Origin of the sequence: Microcoleus sp. LAD1_D5 (genome assembly GCF_036702115.1) — a bacterium.
Classification (GTDB): domain Bacteria; phylum Cyanobacteriota; class Cyanobacteriia; order Cyanobacteriales; family Microcoleaceae; genus Microcoleus.
The window spans coordinates 33758-55484 of record NZ_JAUBSA010000013.1 but is presented as its reverse complement, the minus strand read 5'-3'; the positions used below and the strand labels follow the sequence as shown (position 1 = coordinate 55484).

Genomic DNA, 21727 nt, shown 5'->3' with positions numbered 1-21727 from the left:
CCGCCTTCGCCTGTTGCTTTGTAAACAAACAGATCCGCACCAGCACCGCCTGTCAGAACATCTGCACCAGAACCGCCGCTGAAGATGTCAGCAAACTCAGTACCCGTGACGCTGTTAGCCTTCGCATCTCCGGTAAATAAGACAGGAGTAGTGAAGTTGTAACCGCCAGCACCTGAACCGAAGTTGTTAAACTCGCTTGGGTAAGAGTTCCCAGCAGCAGTTAAATCAACAATGCTGCCTGAGTTGGTAGTAGTCGTATTATCAGAAGAGGCGATCGTACCTGTAAATACAAAGTCCGCCGTTCCCAGATTGCTAGCAGCCGTACCCAGATTCGCAATCAAGGTAGAACCACCGGCTGTCGTACCGTTCGAGTCAAAATACAACACAGTCTCGTTCGACGCATTCGTAAAGGCGAAGAAACCAGCACTTGTAGAATTCCCCAGGGCTTTAGCTTGTGCAGCTTCCAAAGAGGCATAACTTCCGCCTGTGAAAATCACTAACTCTTTGCCCGTAATGTCAGGAGAAACCGCGCTAACACCGTCAAAGTTAGTCGTAGTCAAATTGCCGAAAGCGCTCGCGCTAAACTCGAATTTGTCTACCCCAACAGTAAAGTCGGAAATTTTATCGCCGCCTTCTTTAGTTGTCCTGTAAACAAACAGATCCGCACCACTGCCACCGCTTATGACATCCAAACCCAGGCCGCCAGTGATAGTATCGTTGCCGTCGCCGCCCTTGAGGCTATCGTTAAAGTTGCTGCCGACAATCTTGTCATCGCCTGCTAAACCATCGTAATTAACTGGGGCCGGAGAAGTGGTGAAATCCACATTGTCAGCACCAGCAGTACCGACAGGAATAGTTAGTGGCGGGCCCGTGAAGACAAAGTTACTGGCTTGGAGGCGAACGTTCAGCGAGAAACTGGCCACAATGTCCAAGCGCCCCGCAACACCATATACCACCACCACACGGCCGGTCTCGGCATCTATAAACTGACAGAAAACAGGCACGTCTGGGTTGCCACCCAACTCTACAAACCGCGCTTGCAACCTCGCGATGCTGGTAACAGTGATATCCGTCGTGAAGTCGAGGAAATTACCGCCGCTGATCGACCCAAAAGTAGAATTAGCAGTAATATTCACTTGGGTCAAGATAGAAGCGCCGACATTAAAAGCTGCGTTAGAAAGCTCTAAAACATCGTTATTGACATCAAAGTCAAGAATAAAGTCAGCTTCTGCAACTGTTTGAATCTCTTGCCGGGAAATGGAGTAACGGAAGCGATCGTTTCCACCACCACCAATTAGAGTATTGGTGCCTGTGCCGCCTTCGATCGTGTCATTGCCCTCATTTCCTGTTAATCGGTCATTCCCAGGACCGCCTACTACTGTGTCATCGCCGATGCCACCGTCGAGATCGTCATCGTCATCGTCGCCTTCGATACCGTCATTGCCATCGCCGGCTTTAACTGTGTCCTTGCCGTCGCCGCCGATGATTGTGTCGTCGGCCTGACCGCCTGTAATCTGATCGTCACCCTGGCCGCCTTCGATGTCGTTATCCAGCGTTGCAGAACCGACAATAACTTGAGATTGTGTGGTGTCAGCAAAGTTAAAGACATTTTGCTCGACTATCAAGCTAAAACGCTGGCCGGAGAACTCATTTCTGCCGTTGCTAACTTTAAAACGAAAACCAGCCTCACCCTTATAACCTACTGTCGCTTTGAAACTTACAAAGCCTTCGTTAATGTCTGCTTGAGTGAAGGTCGAACCGGGTTGTACGGGGACTCCCTTAAAGAATAGTTGGCCGGTTGTAGGATCGGGCAGCTCGGTTATCGTGTAGACTATGCCGCCAGGACCTTGCTGGTCATCGACATACTCCAACGACTCACGATTAATTTTTTGCTCGCCGCCGCTGGAACCAGCAACGCCGTTCTTATTAGCTCCGACTCGCGGAGGGTTAAAAATCGGGTTCGCAGTTGGAGTTGGAGTTTGAGTTGGAGTTTGATTTGGAGTTTGAGTTTGAGGATCAACTCCTAAAAAGTCGCCAGCATCGATCTGCGTTGCGTTGACATTCGACAATCGCACCAGCGCCCTGTTATTGACCCGAATTTCGGTATTAGCATCGACTTGTACAAAGCTCAAGCTGTTAAAGTTCAAGCCGCCAGTCAGCACAAACTTGTCTTGGCCGTCTTGGTAGTCAGTGATGACTGCACTTACCCCAGGCTGGTCACCGATGCCATAAACGTCAGATCCAGCACCGCCGATACAGGTATGGTTGCCAGTACCGCCCATCAGCGTATCGTTGCCATCGCCGCCCATCAGCGTATCATCGCCGTTGCCGCCGCCGCTAACGCTGTCGTCGCCGTCGCCGCCGTCTGCCATGTCAGTGCCGTCGCCAGTAACGAGGGTATCGTTGCCGGCACCGCCCATCACGCTATCGTCGCCGGCACCGCCCATCACGCTGTCGTCGCCGTCGTCGCCACTGCAAACGTCGCTGCCGTCACCGCCCATCACACTGTCGTCGCCGACGCCACCGCTAACGCTGTCGTCGCCGTCGTCGCCACTGCAAACGTCGCTGTCGCCACCGCCGCTCACGGTATCGTTACCGATGCCGCCGCTAACGCTGTCGTCGCCGTCGTCGCCACTGCAAACGTCGCTGTCGCCACCGCCGTTCACGGTATCGTTACCGGTGCCGCCGCTAACGCTGTCGTCGCCGTCGTCGCCTTCACACTTGTCGCTGCCTGCACCGCCCTTCACGGTATCGTTATCTTTACCGCCGTTAACGGTATCGTTGCCGTCGCCGCCCTCACAATCGTCGTTGCCTCGATCGCCCCGGACGTTATCGTTGCCTTCGTCGCCCTTGCAATCGTCGTCGTCTTTGCCACCGTAGATGCTATCGTTGCCGGCGCCGCCCTTAACCTTATCCTTTCCTTCCTTGCCGTGGACCCAGTCATCGCCGTCATCGCCTTCGCAGTCGTCGTTGCCTTCGCCGCCGATCACGGTATCGTTATCTTTACCGCCGTTAAGGGTGTCGTTGCCTTTGCCACCCTTAACGTCGTCTTTATCGCGATCGCCCTTTATTTGATCGTCGTCATCGCCGCCCTCGCAATCGTCGTCACCTTTACCGCCGTACAGTGTAGTTGGTTTGTCACGGTGTCCTCTGAGTGTGTCTTCGCCTTTTAGGCCGAATATCTCATCCTGATTGCCCGTGGCGACAATTAGGTCAGAGTCATCGGTACCGCGGACGGTTCGGCGGCGATCGATGCCGTTGTCATCATCTAAGTCATCGTCATCGTCATCAGTACCTCCGATGGTCTGGAAATCATCATCATCATCGTCATCATCATCTAAGTCATCGTCATCATCTAAGTCATCGTCATCGTCATCAGTACCTCCGATGGTCTGGAAATCATCATCATCATCATCATCATCATCATCATCGTCATCATCATCGTCATCATCATCGCCGACACCTGTTGTGGATGCGCCGTTAGACTGATTCGGAAATTTGGCGGTAACGCCCTCGGTGTTTTCGGCGAGTGCTTGGTTAATTAAATCGGCTAACTCCTGATCGGAAATTGTAGGGGTGTTGTTGCCTAAACCCTCGACAGGATTTTGTGTTTCATTTTGAACTGGAAAAAGTGTTCCCTGTCCTTCTTCCAACGAAATTAGGTCGTCCATCGTTGATATTTCCCAAAAAATGGTAAGCTTCTTAGAATCAATTTATCAGCAAACAGGAGGCTGCAGAAGAATTTTTTTTAACTTCATGCTTTCGCCTGCTAGAGGAGTTCGTCTCCTTCTCTTTACTATTATAGATGCCACTTAAACGGCAAGGTTTTTTTCATTGTGTTGCGAGTTTTATATTCTGCAATTGCGTATCAAAATTAATTGCTCCGCAACCTACACTGTAATTGCTGCGCCGAAGCTCCGAGCATTTAAGATGTTCTCGGTAATTTCTACAGTAAGCGGCGCCGAAGGGCCTCTGATTGTAGATTTTCTACGTAATTTCTACAGTGAATTAGCTGAATTTAAACTCGCAACTGACAACTCCCAAATAACTACCCAAAACCTGTATCCCCCAAATTTTACCCTTGCTTTTTTTCCGATCTCGGCTGGGTGTATTGAAGTTGTGTAACACTCCCAGCTTTGACAAATCCTTCCCTGACTTAGGATTTGAATCTCTTGACTAAACGACTGCACGCTTCTAATTTTAGTTCCCGATGAGTAATTAGAAATTTAGATAATTCGCCCGGGCAAATATTTGTTCTAATTTTTAGTTGCACAATTTTCTCTCGATTCGAGGAAACCTCGCGAACTGAGAAAAAGTTTTTTTTTCGGCTCAATACTAAGAGTTTTGCCAAAATATATCTATCTCAAGACGGATTGCAAAATTTTTCAAGAAGTAGTATTAGTGCAGAAGTCGTTTTTGGTGATAGTTGCAAGCTCGATCGGCATTTTGAGCAAGAATGACCCACGGCGAGGCTGCCAAACCCAGTTGCTTTGTAGAGGCTTCGCTACCAAATCGAATAATTCTCCGAGAAACCGACCTGATGAGGCGTAATCCTCTAGATGCCAAAAATGATGGTTGCTTGAGAGTACCGGAATAATTTGATTGCCATTGTATTGTTGAGAGTTCTTGGCTACTTAAGTTTATTTTTGCTGCTTAACTTTAACTAGATTAAGACAGTTAAAATAAAAATTTTCCATATCATGAAAGTGGTAAATTAGCAATAAGTTATTAGCAATTATCGAGGGTCAACTATCGATTACCGATCGCCACTGATGTCTTAAGGATGAGGGCGGAGGGCTTACGGATGAGAATCCAGGGCTGACCAATTAATTAATTGACACAAAATCAAGATTACACATGGGGGGTTGGTGGTAGAGGATAAGCGGTAAAGACCGATCGACCGATCGAAAAAAAAAAAAATACTCAACTTTGCCTGCGATATTGCCCTGAAAGCGGTTGGTGAGAGCCGAAGTAATTTTAATAAGAACTAGAGATCCGCCTGGTAAAGTGCCTCCACTTTAACTTTACTCAGCAATGAGAAACTCAAGTTCACGACGAATCTAAAGGGGTCTGCGGTAGAGGTGCAAAATGTCAAAGATAGCAAGATTGGAGAAAATTCGGCTTTCATCGAGCCACAGGGCAATCAAAACTAATAAACTGTTATTAAAGTACAACTTTTATATCCTCAAAGTGTTTGAACAAATATATATCACCCTAGCGATCGCCCGATCGGGGGAAGCGAATTCAGAAACTTTGATTAAAAGAGTAAAAAATATGTTGCCGAGTGCTATTGCTAGCCACAAAAACGCAGGCAAATTCAGAATTAAGGCGGGAGGGCGCTAAATCCGTGAGCCAGGAATTTCAACTCTCAGTCACCCCTGTTGGGGACGACGAATATCTAGTGCGGACAGAAAGGGTTGCACCCGGTGTACCCTTAGCCGAACAACAAGTCCGCTGGCCGATCGACGAATGGCTTGCACTGTCTGCTCAACTGATGAACGACCCACTGGTGGGCTTGCTCCAGGGAAAAGCAGTACAGGGAACCAATTTTGCTGGTCGCGGCCTCTCCCGTTCGGGAAACAACTCAGGGCCGAATTTAGTAGCCCTGGGGCAACAATTATACAGTGGGCTGTTTCAAGGAAATTTGCGCGATAGCTGGACTTGCGCTCAAGGCATTGCCCAGCACCGCCGAGAAGTGCTGCAACTGCGACTCGGACTCAAAGGCCGGCGCTTGCCGCGGCTGCCGTGGGAAGTTCTGCACGCCGGCGATCGCCCTTTGGCAACTGGCACCGATGTCGTGTTTTCTCGCTACCAACCAGGTACAAGTTTGTTCAAACAAACCCGGATACTGCCTAGTGGCGGGCCACTAAAAATTTTAATGGCGATCGCATCTCCAAGCGATCGAGACAGCTTGCAGCTCAAGCGAGAAGTGCTCCACCTGCAACAAGAACTCCAAAACCGCACCGGTAATCCTCTCAAAAACAGCCCCCATTCCCCGGAAATTCAACTGACTATTCTCGAACAGCCCGATCGAGAACAACTTACCCAAGCCCTAGAACAAGGACACTACCAAGTCCTGCACTACGCAGGCCACAGCAACTTAGGTTCCAGAGGTGGCGAACTCTACCTAGTCAGCAGCCGCACCGGCTTAACCGAAACCTTGAGTGGCGACGACTTAGCTGGATTGCTCGTTAACAACGGTATTCAGATGGCCGTGTTCAACTCCTGCCGCGGCGCCTACGGCGACCCCTCAGACCTCGCGGACGACAGCCCGGAACGAAACTTAACCGAAGCTCTAGTGAAGCGGGGCATTCCGGCAGTGCTAGCAATGGCAGAAAGCATCCCCGACGATGTAGCCCTAACTCTGACGCGGCTGTTTTACCGCAATCTCAATCAAGGCTATCCAGTCGATCTCAGCCTGAGCCGGGCCAGAGCTGGCCTAATTTCTGCCTATGGTTCTCACCAGCTATACTGGGCTTTGCCGATTCTCTACCAGCACCCGGACTTTGACGGCTATCTGACCGGGGCGCCAGCCCACAGTGCGACATCCGGTTCTATGGTGCACATAATCGCCTCGGGAACGCAACCGGCGCTCGCGGGTACAGAATGGAAGGCTCCGTCTTCGGTTTCGGCGATCGCCCAACACCCCCCAATCCCAGCCAATCGATCGCATGAGTCAGACAGTTCTGATGGCGAAGTTTGGGAATACTTTCCCGACCAATTAAAAGATCGTAGGGATTGGGTTCACCAGAACGATCGACCCGATGCTACTAATTCACCGAACTCACCGACGGCTTCGCCGTCCTCTATTCCTAATTCTGAGTGTTCGGTGATCCAAGCAACTCGCGCCGCTGTACCGACTCAGAAACCGTTAAAAAAACCGGGATTGAACAAATCTGTGGTCGTGATGCTTTGCTTATTGCCCGTTGCTTTGAGTGCTGGCTTTTTTGGGTGGCGGTACTCGAACCAGCGAGGCACGAAACCAGAAGAGTTACTGCCGGCGGTACGGACTCCCCTGTCGCAAAATTACCTACAACAACGTCACTAAAAGCGATCGCCCACTGCAATGCTGAATTTAGACCCTCTTGGCCTGGCTCCAAACTGGGTGGGGTTTTTGCTGGCCATTCGCTGCAGCCACTAGAAAAGTTATCAAAAGTATGCTGCTCGATCAAATCTCGGACTTACGTTCATCAAGCCGGTTTTTACCCCAAATAAGCAGCAGCCCAACCAAGCATCTAAGAAGAAACTGGGTTTCTCGTCGAGAGAGTAAGTCCGGGACTGCTTGATGCAGTATTCGTCAGTCAATTTGAGATTTTAGACTTCGGCTTGAGCCGTGAGTCGAAGGATTTTAGATTTTAAATTTACTCCACAGATAAATCTGGGAACTGGAACAAAACTCTAAAATTTTGATCTCTCCACGACAGGAGTCGGTGGCTTGTATGCGTTTTTGAGCGGGCTGATTCGCCAGCAGGAGCATTCATCATTCGGCACAAGACAATAAAAGCCAGAGTGGCCACAATTAAGAATGTCCTCACCGTCAGCGCGGTTGCTATATTTCACAATAATTAATTATGGAAGCGGCGTGAGTTTGACGGGCTCCTCCAGTTGGTGTATAAATTGTGAGAGTGTGGCAGTTTACAGGCCATGAGTGGAAACCAATACATTCGCACCGAAACTCCCTGTGGGGAACCGCTGCTAATTTGTAGTGCATCAAACATTTAAGCTGTTGTGCATTTAACTCGGTCTTTTTCAATTCCCCTGTGGAAATAATCTCAAATTCTCTGCCTTGGGGCCACAGGAGGAAGATTTTCCCGAGTTCCGCCTAGACATCTACTGATTCGTGGCGAAGTGTTAAGAGTCGCGAAGCAATCTCGCCCGATCAAAACTATTCCCCTCCTAGTTGCTGTGCGATGTTTCTGCCGCCGCGCCCATTGAGTCGGCTTTTAGCTTAAACCCGTTCAACGAACAGGTGAAATTTCCTTCAATTTTTACCGGATTGCCTTCCCCAGACTGCGTTCTGTGGAAGTTATATGCCCAACACCTTAATAGAAGATTGCTCGTTGGTATTTGGGGTTTTGAGGGGATTTTCCGCCGGAAAAATAGGGTTTATACCATTTTAGATTTTAGATTTTAGATTTTAGATTGAAGAATTGGGAATGACTTATTCCATAAGGGTTTGGAGCTTGCCTACAGTTGGATTCTTTTTGTAAACTGGTTTTGCAAGTAGCTGGCAGGGGCATCGAGAACAAGTGCTGTCTCCCCTTGTTGAGGTAAAAGTTAACCCCGGCCGGTAAATGCTTTCGGCAGATTTGCAGAGGCCACGCTCTAGGTATTTCGATTCATGGCTGTCTTGTTTTTACCTTGACCACAGACTCGATCAGGGATTGGTGAATGCAGGGAACAGACTTTAGTGTAAAAAAGTAAAGCATTTAATTTGCGACAATAATTTCCCGCGCGATCGCAAGAGAGGCTTACGCAAGCATTTGGGCCACAAGCAGCAAATTGATCGCCCTTCGAGCATCCTTACTTGCACCCCCGGTCTTGAGACCGCAGAAATTTATCCAGAATCTTAAATATTGAGAATTATTAGTATTGACAGTGAAACAAAGTTAATCTAATGTGTTGTAATTGATATAAGTAAAGTCCAATAAGCGAGGTACGGTCAATGGCAGAAACAGCTACAGCACCCTTAACAGGAAAAGGTCTGCTTCAAAAAATCAAAGGCAGTGATTTGCCGCGCAGAGAACTTGCAAAGCTTTGCGGCTACTTCACGGTCAGCAAAAGTGGAGAAACCCGGATTAATCTGGCTGAGTTTTACGATGCAGTGTTAGCTGCTAAGGGCATTGAGCTAGAGAAGTCGAAAGCAGACGGACGCGGGCGAGAAGCGAGTTATCGAGCTAGCGTTCACAAGAATGGCTCGATCGTGATCGGGGCAAATTATACCCAAGAAATGGGATTAAAGCCGGGAGACGAGTTTGAAATTAAGCTCGGATACAAGCACATTCGCTTGATTCAGATCGATGTGGACAGACCGGATGTGGAAGTGGATGATGAAGAGGAGGATACAGAAGAATAGAGGCGATCGCGATGCAGTCAGCCGATGGCAAGGCGACTGGATTTGGCATTCGCTACACGAGTATTTGCGCGCCACCCTTCGATTGAACTGATGAGCTGTCTTGACTATTTCTATTTTCTCTTGTCCCGCAAAGACTACAGTGCCTCTGAACTTCGCAAAAAGGGGCAAGAGAAAGGTTTTGGCAATGAGGAAATATTGGAGGCGATCGCGCAAATTCAAGACCGCGGCTATCAGTCTGACACTCGCTTGGTGGCAAACTCGATCGCCTCTGCAGCAGGCAAATACGGGAAGTCGGCCATCAAGCGCAAGTGCCTGCAAAAAGGAATTACCAACGATTTGTTCGAGCAAGTCTGGGAAGAAGAAATTGCCGAAAATCAGGACTCCGAAGCAGAAAAACTGGCCGAATTAAAAGCCAAAGTCATGCGGAAATACAAGATCGATACTTGGGGTAAAGCAGATCCGAAAACCAAGGGCAAAGTCTTGAATTACCTGCAATACAGGGGCTTTAATGCCTTTGAAATTTGGCGACAGTGGCAAACAGAAGAAGATGACGAGTAAATAGTAGGGCCACGCCAATAGGTGCGGCCCAGATGGGCAAGCACAACTACACTGCTGCCGACAAGGCTAAAGTGTAAGTCCTGAGTTTTTGTAAATGTATGTCAATCCTCAGGGTTGACTAAATAAGATTCGTACATCTGGCGGTGTCTGGCTAAAAGCTCGAGATATTTCTCGTTGATTTTGGCCAGCATCCATTTCTCTTGAAAAATAGCCGCGGATTCTGCTTTCACCGGATCTGCTTCTAACGGCAAAATATCTTTTCGAGCTGCGGTTTGCTCTGCAACAGACTTCAGCTTCTGAGGGTTTTGCTGGTATTTTCGACCGCTTTTGTGGTTGGCGTAGCGACGCGATCGAGTATACCCCATTTGCAAGAACTTGCGAGCCATGTCGGCCCCAACAAAATCTTCGCGATCGAGATACTCTAAAAACAAGGAGTAAATTTTGCTGCTGGACTCCCTGGCAATTTCAGGAGTCTTAAATCTCCAGAAAGGCAGAATTTCTCCTTTGTAGGGTTCCACCAACAGCACTCCCTGTTCTCCTTTCCCTACCCGATAAAGTTCGGGGTGCTGTCGAAAGTCGATGTTCTTAAAATCCAAAGAGTAGTCGAACTGCTTCATTGGGCATTTTCTGTTCTATCTGGAACTATAGAAGCCCGGGGTTTACCTTCGTCTGGTTGGGTATAAACCCAGGCCCAAGCAATGAAGACAGCTTGAAAAGGCAGCCTCAACCAATACAGTAATTGGTTGTGGGGAATCCCTTCTATCGGAATGTTGTTGACGGCTTGATTGATATTAGCTGGAAACACGGCAATAAACAAGGCAATTAATCCCCATGCCGCCGCCCTGCTGACAGGAGGAACTAACAGCCCAATGCCGCCCAAAATCTCGAAAAAACCGCTGATATAAACCAAGGCTTCCGGGTAAGGAAGCTGGGGCGGCACGATTCTGATAAAAGGTGCGGGTACTGCAAAGTGCAGCACGCCTACAATACTCATAGCTACTGCGAGAATAACTCGCCAAATTTCTTTTTGACTTTTCATGGGCAATGGGTAATTAATAATTGTTAAATTGCTGCGATAATGCTTGCCAAAAGTCGCTATCTGCGATCGAGATGACAAGAAAACTGAGGCACAAAAATTCCAGCTTTCCGGGTTTGTCTGCTCTTACTGGTGGCTGTAACGATTTTATTTCGTAGAAAAAGCAGGTTTCTGGGTAACTCCCAGACAAGTTTTCACAGCCCCAAACTGGAGGAAGCGAGAACTGGAATCGAAGGTCTGCCCGTTGACTGCCGACAACAGAGAGCGCGCATTTTAATAACAAGATTTTAATGTCTAGTTCCCTGCTGCGGCCTCTATCTTCCGGTAGTAAAACGTGATTTTTGGTTCTGGCTCTGCCTCCGTCAGCAGCCAAACCAGCCGGGGATTTTCTCGATCGACAAATGCACCATCGCTTAACATTAAATAAATCATCGCGGGAATTGATGAGTGCGATTATGGCTAAATTTGACCTTGCCTTGCAGGTGATTCCCGACCCTTCACCGAAGGCACACGCATTCGGAATAGCATCGCTCGCGCGTAGACTAAATAATGCGAGTAATTTGTCAAGAACTTTTAGAATTATTTAATATTTGCGCTTTGAGAATTATTGGGAGAGGCAATTCAGTAACGCTCTGTAATTAAAATTACCATCTAAAGTTTGAATTTTGTCAACTTCCCACAGATGTTAGAATGAATGAAATTATCGAATTTGCTAAAAAGTCGATCGTCGTAGCAACTCCCCAACCATCCTGCTGGAATTCAAAATAGTCACCAACGGCAGGAACTTTTTACCCACCATATTATTCAAAAAGATTGAGCCTCCAAGCGCTGTGTCATTTTTATCTACACGCAATCAATCACCGACGACCATGAACACCTCACTAAACACCTCTAAATTTGGCATAAACCGGATGCTGCGACAATCGCTGTTGCTTGGCATCTTTTCTGCAGCAGCTTTAGCTAGCGGGTGGGCGCCCGGTTTGTATGGACAATCCCCAAACCTCGTTTTCGGATCTGCAGCCCAAGCTCAAGAAATTAGCAGCGAAGAAATTACTAGCTACGCTCGTGCTGTGTTGGCAATAGAACCTAGACGGGTGGAAGCTTATAACGAAATTAAAGGAATGGCTGGGGGCTCGGTTCCCAGAGTAGTGTGCAACGAAACTCAGGAAATTAATAGGCTGTCTGGAGGTGTTCGCGGCATCGCAGTGAATTACTGCCAACAAGCTAAAAAAGTTATCGAAACCAATGGTTTGACAGTTAGTCGCTTCAACCAGCTCACTTTGCTCCAGCAAGCGAATCCGGCAGTCAAACAGCGAATTCAAGCCGAGCTGCTGCGACTGCAACAAGCGGGCAATCAATAAGCTTGAGGGTTTGAGTCTTTCTGCCTCTCCCGTTCTATTAGACTTCTCCATAAAAGCAGGTTTTGGGCAGGCATGAGGCCTAACCCCTACTCCCCCCAACAATATATTGGAGATTTCAATTGTTCGAGTTACTAGACGGTATGCAAATATTTTAGAAAAAAGGGCGATCGTCTGTGATCAAGTGCTTGACAAAATAACAAAAATTTGGTAATAAAGCCATAACGGGAGCGGTTCAGAGAGATGAATATTTTTCAACTTGCTGTAAATGGCAAGGAGATATAGTGATTGCCAAGACGATTAAGAAGTTTTTAATTGCTGAAACCTGAAGTGAAAATTACAACTTCATTCTTCCTTGTTCCTTCGGCTATAAAAAATATATTCCTCAAAAACTAGATGTCAAGTGAATTGCTCTGAGGAATAGAATAGAAAAATGCTAACATTCACAAAACATTTACCTGCAAATCCCAATGCTATTGTCAGCTTTACTGTACCAATGACGGCGGACGATCGCACTCGCAGTCGCCACCGATTCGAGACGGAGACGGGGGAAAAGCTGCACCTGAGTTTGCCCAGAGGTACCGTATTGCGCGATCGAGATTTATTGCAGTCGGAAGACGGTAGCTGTTTGGTACTGGTAAGTGCAAAACCCGAACCGGTGCTGACAGCGCGGGCATCGAGTCCGCTGCGACTGATGCGGGCGGCTTATCATTTAGGAAACCGTCACGTAGCTTTAGAAATTGCCGATAATTATTTAAGGCTTTCTCCCGACTCTGTGTTGCAGGGAATGCTAGAAAAAATGGGTTTGGAAGTAACAGAGGAAATTGTGCCGTTTCAGCCAGAAATGGGCGCTTACGGGCACAACCATTAGATTTTAGATTTTAGATTTTAGATTTTAGATTTACTGCTACCGATGAATCCGACGGCTTATGACCAAATTGGTTTCGGTCATTCAAGAAAGGAGAAGTCATATCAAATCCGGTAGCATCGTCGGGCGTAAAATCCAGTCAACAGTCAACACTCAACAATCACGGAGGGTGGAACCGTAATTGATATAATTCATCTGCGTTAATCTGTGTTTATCTGCCCTCATCTGCGGTTTAAAAAAGAGAATTGATCCGGCCGCAGATGACAATGGATTGACGCTGATTCACGCAGATTAAGAGAATAGATATATGAATAATTCCGATGGTAACAGATTTGATATCAACAGTGAACAATCAACTTTTATCTTTGTTGCAGTTAGCTTTTGCACCTGTGGGAGCTTATAGTTATTCTGAGGGAATCGAAAGTCTGGTAGAAGCAGGTGCCATCGACAGCGAGATAACTTTGAGGAATTGGTTAGAAAATTCGCTGCAATTCGGGGCTGTGCGAGTAGAAGCCGCTGTGCTGGTAAGAGCTTTGAGGGCGGCACAGATAGGGGATTTGACGGCTTTGACTTACTGGAATGCTTGGGCGACTGCTGCTAAGGAAACAGAAGAGTTGCGCTTGCAAAGTTGGCAAATGGGGCGGACTTTGCTGAGGTTGCTGTTGGATTTGCGATCGCCTGTTTCTTCTGGATTAACAACAATTGTAAAAGAATTCGTGGAATCTGGCGGCAATCAGTGCAATTTTGCGATCGGCTTTGGCATTGCGGCCGCCAACTGGCAGATTGAAGAGGAAGCGGCCGTGTTAGGATATTTGTACAGTTGGGCTGCCAATTTGGCAAGTGCGGGCGTGAAACTGATTCCCCTCGGTCAAACAGCCGGTCAACAGTTACTGTTAGATTTGCAGTCTCAAATTAGCTGTACGACCCAAGAAGTTTTAAAATTAGAAGATGATGACCTTAGCAGTTGCAGTTGGGGATTAGGACTGGCTAGCATGGCGCACGAAACTCAGTACACTCGGTTGTTTCGCAGTTGAAAATCAGACAATCTAAAATCTAAAATCTAAAATCTAAAATCGCTATGGGTGCTTTTCGTGTAGGAATTGCTGGGCCAGTTGGTTCGGGGAAAACAGCTTTACTGGATGCTTTGTGCAAAGCGCTGCGACAGCAATACCAGATTGCGGTTGTTACTAATGATATCTATACTCAGGAAGATGCCCAGTTTTTGGTTCGGAGTCAAGCTTTAGATAGCGATCGAATTTTGGGCGTAGAAACGGGAGGCTGTCCCCACACAGCAATCCGCGAAGATGCTTCTATTAACTTAGTAGCGATAGAAGAGTTAGAACAAAAATTTACTGATTTAGATTTAGTCTTTGTCGAAAGCGGCGGCGATAACTTGGCGGCAACATTTAGCCCAGAGTTAGTAGATTTGACAATTTACGTAATCGATGTCGCTGCGGGTGATAAAATTCCGCGCAAAGGCGGTCCAGGAATTACTAAATCAGATTTATTAGTAATTAATAAAATAGACCTCGCCCCTTTTGTGGGAGCAGATTTGGGCGTGATGGAACGGGACGCTAAAAAGATGCGCGGGGAGAAGCCTTTTGTGTTTACTAACCTGAAGACAAAGGAAGGCTTAGAATCGGTAGTTAAATTCATCCGCTCCCATATCGTGTAAAACATCAGTCATCATCTGCGTTCATCGGCGTTAATCTGCCTTCATCTGCGGTTAAAACTCCTAAAAACTATCACCTCACCACCAATTGCCTGACCAAATTTGCCAAACGTTCTGTACTGTCTCTCACGGCTAATTGAGCAGCAGCTTGAGACATTTTTGCCAAATATTCGGAATCTCTTAACAAATACAACACTTTGCTTTGCAACACATCTGCTGTCAGTTCGCTTTGACGGAATACCACGGCGGCGCCGGCTTTAGCAAATACTTCCGCATTAAATCTTTGGTGGTCGTCAGCGGCGTGAGGAAAAGGAATTAAAATAGAAGGTACCGCCGTCACTGCTAATTCTGTTAGAGCACTCGCGCCCGATCGACTAATTGCTAAATTTGCTCGCTGCAACAAACTCGCCACATTGTCGTAAAATGGCATTGACAAATATTGCTCATGTTTCAAACTCTCAGCATCCGGGTCATTATTTCCGGTGAGGTGAACTACCCAAGCACCAGCATCAAACCAAGCCGGAGCACACTGGCGCACTAACTGATTGATGGCGACAGCACCTTGAGAGCCGCCCATGACTAAAATTACAGGTACACTGTCAGGAATTGGCAAATTTAGAGGTTGGCGAGTCAGGAATTGCGATCGCACCGGTGTACCAGCAACCACGGTTTTCCCGCCGGGTAAATGATGGGCTGCGGCTTCAAATCCGATCGCCACAGCAGTGCACAAAGGACTAAACCAGCGCGTCACCTTCCCCGGAATTGCATTAGATTCATGGAGAATCACCGGCAAACCCAAAGAACGAGCCGCTAGAATTGCCGGTGCTGCGATGTAACCGCCGGTAGTAAAGACTCCCTGAAAATTGCCCGCTTTGAGCAACTTCCGCACCTGAAGGATGGAGCCGGCGAGTCCGCCCAAAATCCGCACTGTACCGAGTCCAAATCGCTGCTGAAAGCCTTCAACGGCGATCGTGTGGAGGGGGTAAAGGGATGAAACTAACTGAGTTTCCATGCGGTCTGGGACTCCTAGCCATTCGATCTGACAGTCGTTCAACTGACTAGCGGTGGCGATCGCGGGAAATAAATGTCCACCAGTGCCACTAGCTGCAACCAACAACCGGAGGGGGGCTTTTGTCAAGGTTTTTGTTTCTTTTACAAGTACAAGTTCCACAGGTCAATCGATTTTATATTTGAGGTTTTAGATTATTATGCTTATTATTCCGGCAGTTTCAGCCAATTTTCAATCAGCAATCTAAAATTAGATTGTGCCGTGTCCGTCCTTCCGTTGTCAGTTTTCGTTGCAGGCGAACAGTTGCCTGTGCCACGACTCCTGACAGATAACCAAATTATCACCTAATGCGTAATTTTTTGAATTTAGTGCCAAGTGTATCTCAGTATTTTTCCAGCCGTCGGGAAGAAAAAGCCGATCGGGCGATCGTTTTTGGCTTTAACTGCGGGCAGTCGATCGCTCAAATGTTGTTATGTTTAACAGTGGTAAGTGCTGGCGTACTGCATCCGAGTGCAGTAAGAGCGATCGGTGCGATCGCGGCGAGTCCCCAAACGATCGCCCAAACCCCTGCAAATGCGCCGGCCCCACTTACAAAACTGCTAACAGAAATTGACGCAGCAGCCAACCGACGCGATATCAAAGCAGTCATGGCATTTTACAGCCCGAATTTCACTCATTCTGACGGCTTAAACAGCCGCATCATGGAAAAAGCCCTCACCCAACTCTGGGATCGATATCCGAGTTTAAATTACCGCACCGAGATCAAATCTTGGAAAACCGAAGGTAGCGCGATTCTCGCAGAAACCATAACTACAATTGCCGGCACTCAAAAAAAGGATGGCAGAGAGTTAACTCTCAAAGCTACCATCCGTTCCCAGCAGCGCTTTGAAGGTGAAAAAATAGTTAGTCAAGAGATTTTAGCAGAACAAACTCAGCTTAGTTCTGGCCAAAATCCTCCCACAATTCAAGTGAATTTTCCGGATCAAGTTAAGGTGGGCGAAGAGTACCATTTTGATGCCATTGTGCGAGAGCCGATCGGGGATGATATTTTAATAGGGAGTGTTTTGGAGGAACCCATTACCGAAAAAACCTTTTTTAATTCCTCAGAAGTCGAGCTGGAGTTGCTAAATTCCGGGGGGATTTTTAAAGTAGGTAAAGCTCCGGCTACGCCCGAAAATCGGTGGGTTTCAGCAGTTTTGATGCGACAAGGCGGAATTGCAACGGTTAGTGTGCGATTGCGGGTTGTCAAGTAATAAAAGTAGGTGTTATGGATTATGTAGGTAATTTATGTAGTGGCAGGTTCATTAAAATCTCTAATACAAATGAGAGAATCAGGTAAACCAGCCCTTACATAAATTATGGTTAAGTGACCAAACTTGATTTTATGCCAACTAAAAACTAAGTTTTTCCCTCTTCCCTCTTCTCTCTGCGTCCTCTGCGCTTAATACATCTTGTTTCTTATTAAAAATGATTTCTATCCAAAATCAAATTGTTTTCATTACAGGTGCGAGTAGCGGTATCGGAGCAGCCTGTGCCAAGATATTCGCCCAAGGTGGAGCCAAACTAATTTTAGCAGCCCGCCGTCTTGAAAAGCTCGATCGACTGGCAAACGAACTTGTAGAAACAAAATCGATTGCGTCGGCGAAGGAGATTTATTTGCTAGAATTGGACGTGCGCGATCGCCCGCAAGTGGAATCGGCGATAGCTGCGCTTCCCGATGCCTGGAAAAACATCGATATTCTGATTAATAATGCGGGATTGAGCCGTGGTTTAGACAAACTACACGAAGGCAACTTCCAAGATTGGGAAGAAATGATTGATACCAATGTTAAAGGCTTGCTTTACATGACTCGCGCGATCGTGCCGGGAATGGTAAGCCGAGAACGGGGCCATGTAGTGAATATCGGCTCAATAGCAGGCCGCCAAGCTTATCCGAAAGGCAATGTTTATTGCGCTTCCAAAGCAGCAGTGAGAGCTATTTCTGAAGGGTTGAAACAAGACCTTTTGGGAACACCAGTGCGGGTGACGGAAATAGAGCCGGGTTTGGTGGAAACAGAATTTAGCAATGTCCGGTTTCACGGCGATTCAGAAAAAGCCAAAAATGTCTATCAAGGATTAACACCACTGACTGCTGACGATGTAGCGGATGTGGTGTATTTTTGCGCGACGCGATCGCCCCACGTCAATATTAGCGAAATCTTGCTAGTTCCGACAGACCAAGCTAGTGCCACTCTGGTTCACCGAAAATAGTTTTGAGTTTTTAGTGGTAAGTGTCCGGATTGCGCTGGAATTCTCAGGAAGCTTAATTGGTAGATGCACCCTGATTAATTAACTCCCGACCAATTTTGGCCGGGTTTTTTTTGTCGATCGCACCCTTAGCCACACATTCTCCAAAATTCTGCCAAACTGTCCGGAACAGGTACACCTCGAACCGGAGACTAAATTAGTAGATGCACCCTGATTAATTAACTCCCGACCAATTTTGGCCGGGTTTTTTTTGTCGATCGCACGCCCTCGCCACAAATTATCGCAAATTCTGCCAAAGTGTCCTGAAAGAGGTGTTTTGAGGCGGGAGATTAAATTAGTAGATGCACCCTGATTAAATAACTCCCGACCAATTTTGGTTTGGGGTTTTTTTTTGCGGTATCGACGGTGATGCTGAATAAAGTTTGAGGTTATCCGGATTGCGCTGGAATTCTCAGGAAGCTTAATTGGTAGATGCACCCTGATTAATTAACTCCCGACCAATTTTGGTTTGGGGTTTTTTTGCGGTATCGACGGTGATGCTGAATAAAGTTTGAGGTTGTCCGGATTGCGCTGGAATTCTTAGGAAGCTTAATTGGTAGATGCACCCTGATTAAATAACTCCCGACCAATTTTGGTTTGGGGTTTTTTTTTGGGCGATCGCACCCCAAACTACAAATTTCCCCAAATTTTCCCAAACTGTCCGGAACAGGTGCACCTCGAACCGGAGACTAAATTAGTAGATGCACCCTGATTAATTAACTCCCGACCAATTTTGGCCGGGTTTTTTTTTGCGTATTACAGCCAAAATCGCTAATTTTCCCAAATTTTCCCAAACAGTCCGGAATAGGTGCACCTCGAACCGGAGACTAAATTAGTAGATGCACCCTGATTAATTAACTCCCGACCAATTTTGGCCGGTTTTTTTTTGCGATCACACGCCCTCACCACAAATTATAGGAACTTCTGCCAAAGTGTCCTGAAAGAGGTGATATGAGGCGGGAGATTAAATTAGTAGATGCACCCTGATTAATAAACCCCAGCCAATTTTGGCCGGGGTTTTTTCTGCTCGAAAGCTGGATTAGTCGATCAACCTACAACACCTCAAAAGACTGCACCTCAAGCACCGGGCCGATCATAGCAAAAGTCATCACATCCTTGCGGACTTCACCTTTAACGCTGACTTTCAAACCAGCTTTTTTCAAGTCAGAAGGAGCATCCTTAAGTTCGTAAGTTTCCCCATCTTGGCCAACCAAAGCCCAAGTACCCGGGCCTAATCCTTTGCGTTCAATTTCACCTTTGACAGTAATACTCATGCCGATCGCACCTCTGTTTTAATTGCTAAACGCGCCAGTCCGAAACACAGTAAAGCATTGACAATCAAGAATGTTTGTGATACAAAACCTGTGCCCAATCCCCAGACTGCGGGAGACACAAAAGCATTCACTGCTAAACTGCTGGCAAAACCGATCGAAATTGCGATCGCGATCCACTTCCACTGTTGATGTCCCAACAGCAAAGCAATCAAAATCCCAGGAATCAAAACGCTAGCAAAAAAGGGATTCAGCATACTGCTGCCATTAATTGCACCGCCGAGTTCGGGAATAGAACTTCCCATCACCCGCAGCGGCCACTGCGGCAAGTCAAATACAAACAAGTTCCGCAGGAAAAAGAACCCAGAACTACCAGCCATCAAGCCCCCAGAAAAGCCCCAAGTCCACTGGAACGGAAAATAATTCCGCATAAAGAAAGCCAGCAGGTAAGAACCGAGCACCATTGCAATTTTAGGCAACAGGGCAACTGCACCGCCGTCAATCCAGAAACGGGGGCTGAGATAGCCGTTATCGCGCAACCAGCGGAAGAAATCGCGGAAGTTGATTTGTCCGCGCTGGGCTAGCTGAACTGCTGCGGCTGCGTCTAGGTGTCCTGAACCAAAATGGTTTAACGGATCTTCAGTGACAGTTCGCGAGGACTGCAAGAGTACGCTGCGAATTTCGTCTGGTTCTGTGATGCCGGAAGCCTTGACAAGGGCTGCAACGGCGGCAACGTGGGGAGAAGCCATGCTAGTGCCTTGGTAGCCTTCAAAGACTTCGGCGCCGGTTTCCGGGTCGATCGTACTTTGCAGGATTTTGCCCATTTCAGAACCGCCGGGGGCTGCAATATCAACCCCTGCGCCGAAATTGGAATAAGAGGCTTTTTCGTCGTCGGGGCCGAGGGCGGAAACGCCGATGACGTGGGGATAGCGGGCGGGATAGGAAGCGGAACTGTCGCCGGAGTTGCCGGCGGCTGCGATGATCACAACGCCTTTAGAGTGGGCGTAGTCGATCGCCTCGGACATTAACTGACTTTCGCCACCGCCGCCTAAACTCATGTTGATGACATCTGCGCCGTTGTCAGCAGCAAATTTAATCGCTTCGGCGATGTCAGAAACCGTGCCGCCACCGCTGCCGCTTAACACTTTTAGCGGCATTAAAGCTGCTTCGTAGGCAATGCCTGCGACGCCGTAATTGTTGTTAGTTGATTGGGCGACAGTACCTGCGACGTGAGTACCGTGGCCGTTGTCGTCGTAGGCTTCGGCGCGATCGTTTACAAAGTCGTAGCCCGGTACAAATTTGGTTTCTTTTAAGTCAGCGACTGGAGTAATACCCGTGTCAATTATCGCTACTGTTGTGCCGCTGCCTTTGGTTTCGTTCCAGGCAGATTCTACATTGATGCTGCGGAGATTCCACTGCTTGGTATACATGGGGTCGTTGGGAATCTCGAAAGCGCTGTAGACAAAGTTCGGTTCAATGTATTCGGTATCTTTAGCCAAATTCGATTTTCTCAGGGCTTTTAGCAAAGTGCGATCGCCCTTAACTACATATACATTGTCTGCCGCTGAGAATTCGCTGTTGAGTTGCGGTGCGACTTGGTACTGTTGGGCGATCGCATTTACTTCTTTCGCAATCTCAGCAGCACCCAAATCTTCGCGGAAATCCAGCACAATCGAGTCGTAAGTGCCTTGAGTAGCAAGTCCTGGGAAATTAGAAATCGCCCAGCCGAGCCCGATTAAAAATAAGCACAGAAGGAAAAACTTTTTCATTGCCGATCGTCCGTTTAGGGAAGGCGTGTTCACCACAATAACCCAATTTTCACCGCCAGCGCCAGTTTTCCTTGCTGCGGCTTGTGGATATCTCGCACGCGGGCGTTTGGTAGTTTTCGGGGGTGGCTGTTGCTCGAACAAAAATTGCTCTAATTTGTAGTTTAAATTGCAGAGCAAGTTTGAGGAGTTCAATTAATTGTATCATGAGAGAAGATGAGAAACAGAACCTGGACTATTTTCAACAAGGGTATTGCATGGAAAGAGGTTTAATGTGGCTGCCGCTGCTGGCAATTTTTATTTCTCTAGCTTGGGCTGGATGGAACGAGTATCAAAAGCTGGAAGCGTATCGCGTCTGGGCCGAACAATTCGCTAAAGCCAAGTACGATATTTATGCTGTACTCGGTCAGCAAGAAGACAGTTTAACTTGGGGAAAACCTACTCGCAGCGGGCCTGTGAATTTGCAAACTTTTTCTTTAAAAGACGTGCAGTCGCTGCGGTTGTTAGTCAACTCTCAGGCAGTTGATTTAGAGTCGCCGCCGAGTTCGGGAAGTCCAATCGCCCTCGAATTTTTGTTGAAAGATGCTGCTGCGGTGCAGGTTCCTTTTACAGAAATTCCTCTAGCGACTAAATGGGGAAACTACTTGCAGCAAGAATTGCAGCGCTTTAGGTAAAAACACTCTCCGACGGGGCAGCGTATCAGATATCAACTCTGCTACTTGAAGTTACGAAAGTCTGTCAAGCTGGTAGTAGAAAGAGAACTTACGTAACAAATCCTTTGAGCTGCTATCTATAAGGGTAAAGGGGGTACGGATCACCCGGAGGAC

Annotated in this window: 18 protein-coding genes; 11 read left to right on the top strand and 7 right to left on the bottom strand. The window is 47.5% G+C overall.

All coding sequences use genetic code 11. From position 1 onward, the window contains the following. Nucleotides 1–3671: cadherin-like domain-containing protein (locus QUA70_RS08710; RefSeq protein WP_333346257.1), on the bottom strand; the 3671-nt coding region annotated here is incomplete at its 3' end. 1417 nt (nucleotides 3672–5088) lie between these two features. Here QUA70_RS08710 and QUA70_RS08705 point away from each other — a divergent pair. From QUA70_RS08705 to QUA70_RS08690, 4 genes are all read left to right on the top strand, one after another. Next, the gene (locus QUA70_RS08705) at nucleotides 5089–5343 is read left to right on the top strand and encodes a hypothetical protein (protein WP_333326765.1); all 255 of its coding nucleotides are present in this window, start codon (nucleotides 5089–5091) and stop codon (nucleotides 5341–5343) included. Between the two features lie 4 nt (nucleotides 5344–5347). Then, entirely contained in the window at nucleotides 5348–7048 is a 1701-nt protein-coding gene (locus QUA70_RS08700) for a CHAT domain-containing protein (protein ID WP_333346260.1), read from the top strand. Between the two features lie 1617 nt (nucleotides 7049–8665). Beyond that, nucleotides 8666–9076 carry an AbrB family transcriptional regulator gene (locus QUA70_RS08695; RefSeq protein WP_293126913.1) on the top strand — a complete coding sequence of 137 codons (411 nt, stop codon included), beginning with the start codon at nucleotides 8666–8668 and terminating at the stop codon, nucleotides 9074–9076. Between the two features lie 90 nt (nucleotides 9077–9166). Beyond that, complete coding sequence (locus QUA70_RS08690) at nucleotides 9167–9634, top strand: regulatory protein RecX (RefSeq protein WP_006634375.1); 468 nt, start codon at nucleotides 9167–9169, stop codon at nucleotides 9632–9634. A gap of 101 nt (nucleotides 9635–9735) precedes the next feature. Here QUA70_RS08690 and QUA70_RS08685 read toward each other — a convergent pair whose 3' ends face one another. The 3 genes from QUA70_RS08685 to QUA70_RS08675 form a co-directional block, all read right to left on the bottom strand. Beyond that, nucleotides 9736–10251, bottom strand: coding sequence for a DUF4385 domain-containing protein (locus QUA70_RS08685; RefSeq protein ID WP_333326761.1), 516 nt, complete (start codon nucleotides 10249–10251; stop codon nucleotides 9736–9738). After that, nucleotides 10248–10673: a DoxX family protein gene (locus QUA70_RS08680; RefSeq protein ID WP_333326759.1), complete on the bottom strand. Its 426-nt coding sequence runs from the start codon at nucleotides 10671–10673 to the stop codon at nucleotides 10248–10250. Before QUA70_RS08680 ends, QUA70_RS08685 begins: the two co-directional genes overlap by 4 nt. 291 nt (nucleotides 10674–10964) lie before the next feature. Further along, nucleotides 10965–11102: a hypothetical protein gene (locus tag QUA70_RS08675; protein ID WP_333326757.1), complete on the bottom strand. Its 138-nt coding sequence runs from the start codon at nucleotides 11100–11102 to the stop codon at nucleotides 10965–10967. A gap of 437 nt (nucleotides 11103–11539) precedes the next feature. Here QUA70_RS08675 and QUA70_RS08670 point away from each other — a divergent pair, with 437 nt between their 5' ends. From QUA70_RS08670 to ureG, 4 genes are all read left to right on the top strand, one after another. Next, on the top strand, nucleotides 11540–12031 hold the full coding sequence (locus QUA70_RS08670; RefSeq protein ID WP_333326755.1) for a DUF4168 domain-containing protein: 492 nt from the start codon (nucleotides 11540–11542) through the stop codon (nucleotides 12029–12031). Between the two features lie 430 nt (nucleotides 12032–12461). Continuing rightward, a complete protein-coding gene (ureE, locus tag QUA70_RS08665) occupies nucleotides 12462–12899 on the top strand; it encodes an urease accessory protein UreE (RefSeq protein WP_333326753.1) in 438 nt (145 codons plus the stop codon). A 341-nt stretch (nucleotides 12900–13240) separates the two neighbouring features. Beyond that, nucleotides 13241–13930 (top strand): urease accessory protein UreF, encoded by a 690-nt coding sequence (locus QUA70_RS08660; RefSeq protein WP_333410373.1) that lies wholly within the window; start codon nucleotides 13241–13243, stop codon nucleotides 13928–13930. Nucleotides 13931–13974: 44 nt separating this feature from the next. Next, nucleotides 13975–14571: an urease accessory protein UreG gene (gene ureG / locus QUA70_RS08655; protein WP_333346272.1), complete on the top strand. Its 597-nt coding sequence runs from the start codon at nucleotides 13975–13977 to the stop codon at nucleotides 14569–14571. A 70-nt stretch (nucleotides 14572–14641) separates the two neighbouring features. On the opposite strand, the gene murG is transcribed toward ureG, so the two are convergent. Further along, on the bottom strand, nucleotides 14642–15739 hold the full coding sequence (gene murG, locus QUA70_RS08650; RefSeq protein ID WP_445301486.1) for an undecaprenyldiphospho-muramoylpentapeptide beta-N-acetylglucosaminyltransferase: 1098 nt from the start codon (nucleotides 15737–15739) through the stop codon (nucleotides 14642–14644). A 185-nt stretch (nucleotides 15740–15924) separates the two neighbouring features. Here murG and QUA70_RS08645 point away from each other — a divergent pair, with 185 nt between their 5' ends. Together QUA70_RS08645 and QUA70_RS08640 are read left to right on the top strand one after the other, a co-directional pair. After that, nucleotides 15925–16830, top strand: a complete 906-nt coding sequence (locus QUA70_RS08645) for a nuclear transport factor 2 family protein (protein WP_333346277.1) — start codon at nucleotides 15925–15927, stop codon at nucleotides 16828–16830. A gap of 214 nt (nucleotides 16831–17044) precedes the next feature. Next, nucleotides 17045–17827: an SDR family oxidoreductase gene (locus QUA70_RS08640; RefSeq protein WP_333346280.1), complete on the top strand. Its 783-nt coding sequence runs from the start codon at nucleotides 17045–17047 to the stop codon at nucleotides 17825–17827. A gap of 1088 nt (nucleotides 17828–18915) precedes the next feature. Here the strand turns inward: QUA70_RS08640 and QUA70_RS08635 are convergent. Together QUA70_RS08635 and QUA70_RS08630 are read right to left on the bottom strand one after the other, a co-directional pair. Beyond that, a complete protein-coding gene (locus QUA70_RS08635; RefSeq protein WP_333085886.1) occupies nucleotides 18916–19137 on the bottom strand; it encodes a hypothetical protein in 222 nt (73 codons plus the stop codon). Beyond that, nucleotides 19134–20903, bottom strand: coding sequence for a S8 family peptidase (locus QUA70_RS08630; protein WP_333346334.1), 1770 nt, complete (start codon nucleotides 20901–20903; stop codon nucleotides 19134–19136). Before QUA70_RS08630 ends, QUA70_RS08635 begins: the two co-directional genes overlap by 4 nt. A gap of 254 nt (nucleotides 20904–21157) precedes the next feature. Between QUA70_RS08630 and QUA70_RS08625 the strand changes: the two genes are divergently transcribed. Then, nucleotides 21158–21574 carry a hypothetical protein gene (locus QUA70_RS08625; protein WP_333326745.1) on the top strand — a complete coding sequence of 139 codons (417 nt, stop codon included), beginning with the start codon at nucleotides 21158–21160 and terminating at the stop codon, nucleotides 21572–21574. Nucleotides 21575–21727: the final 153 nt, after the last annotated feature.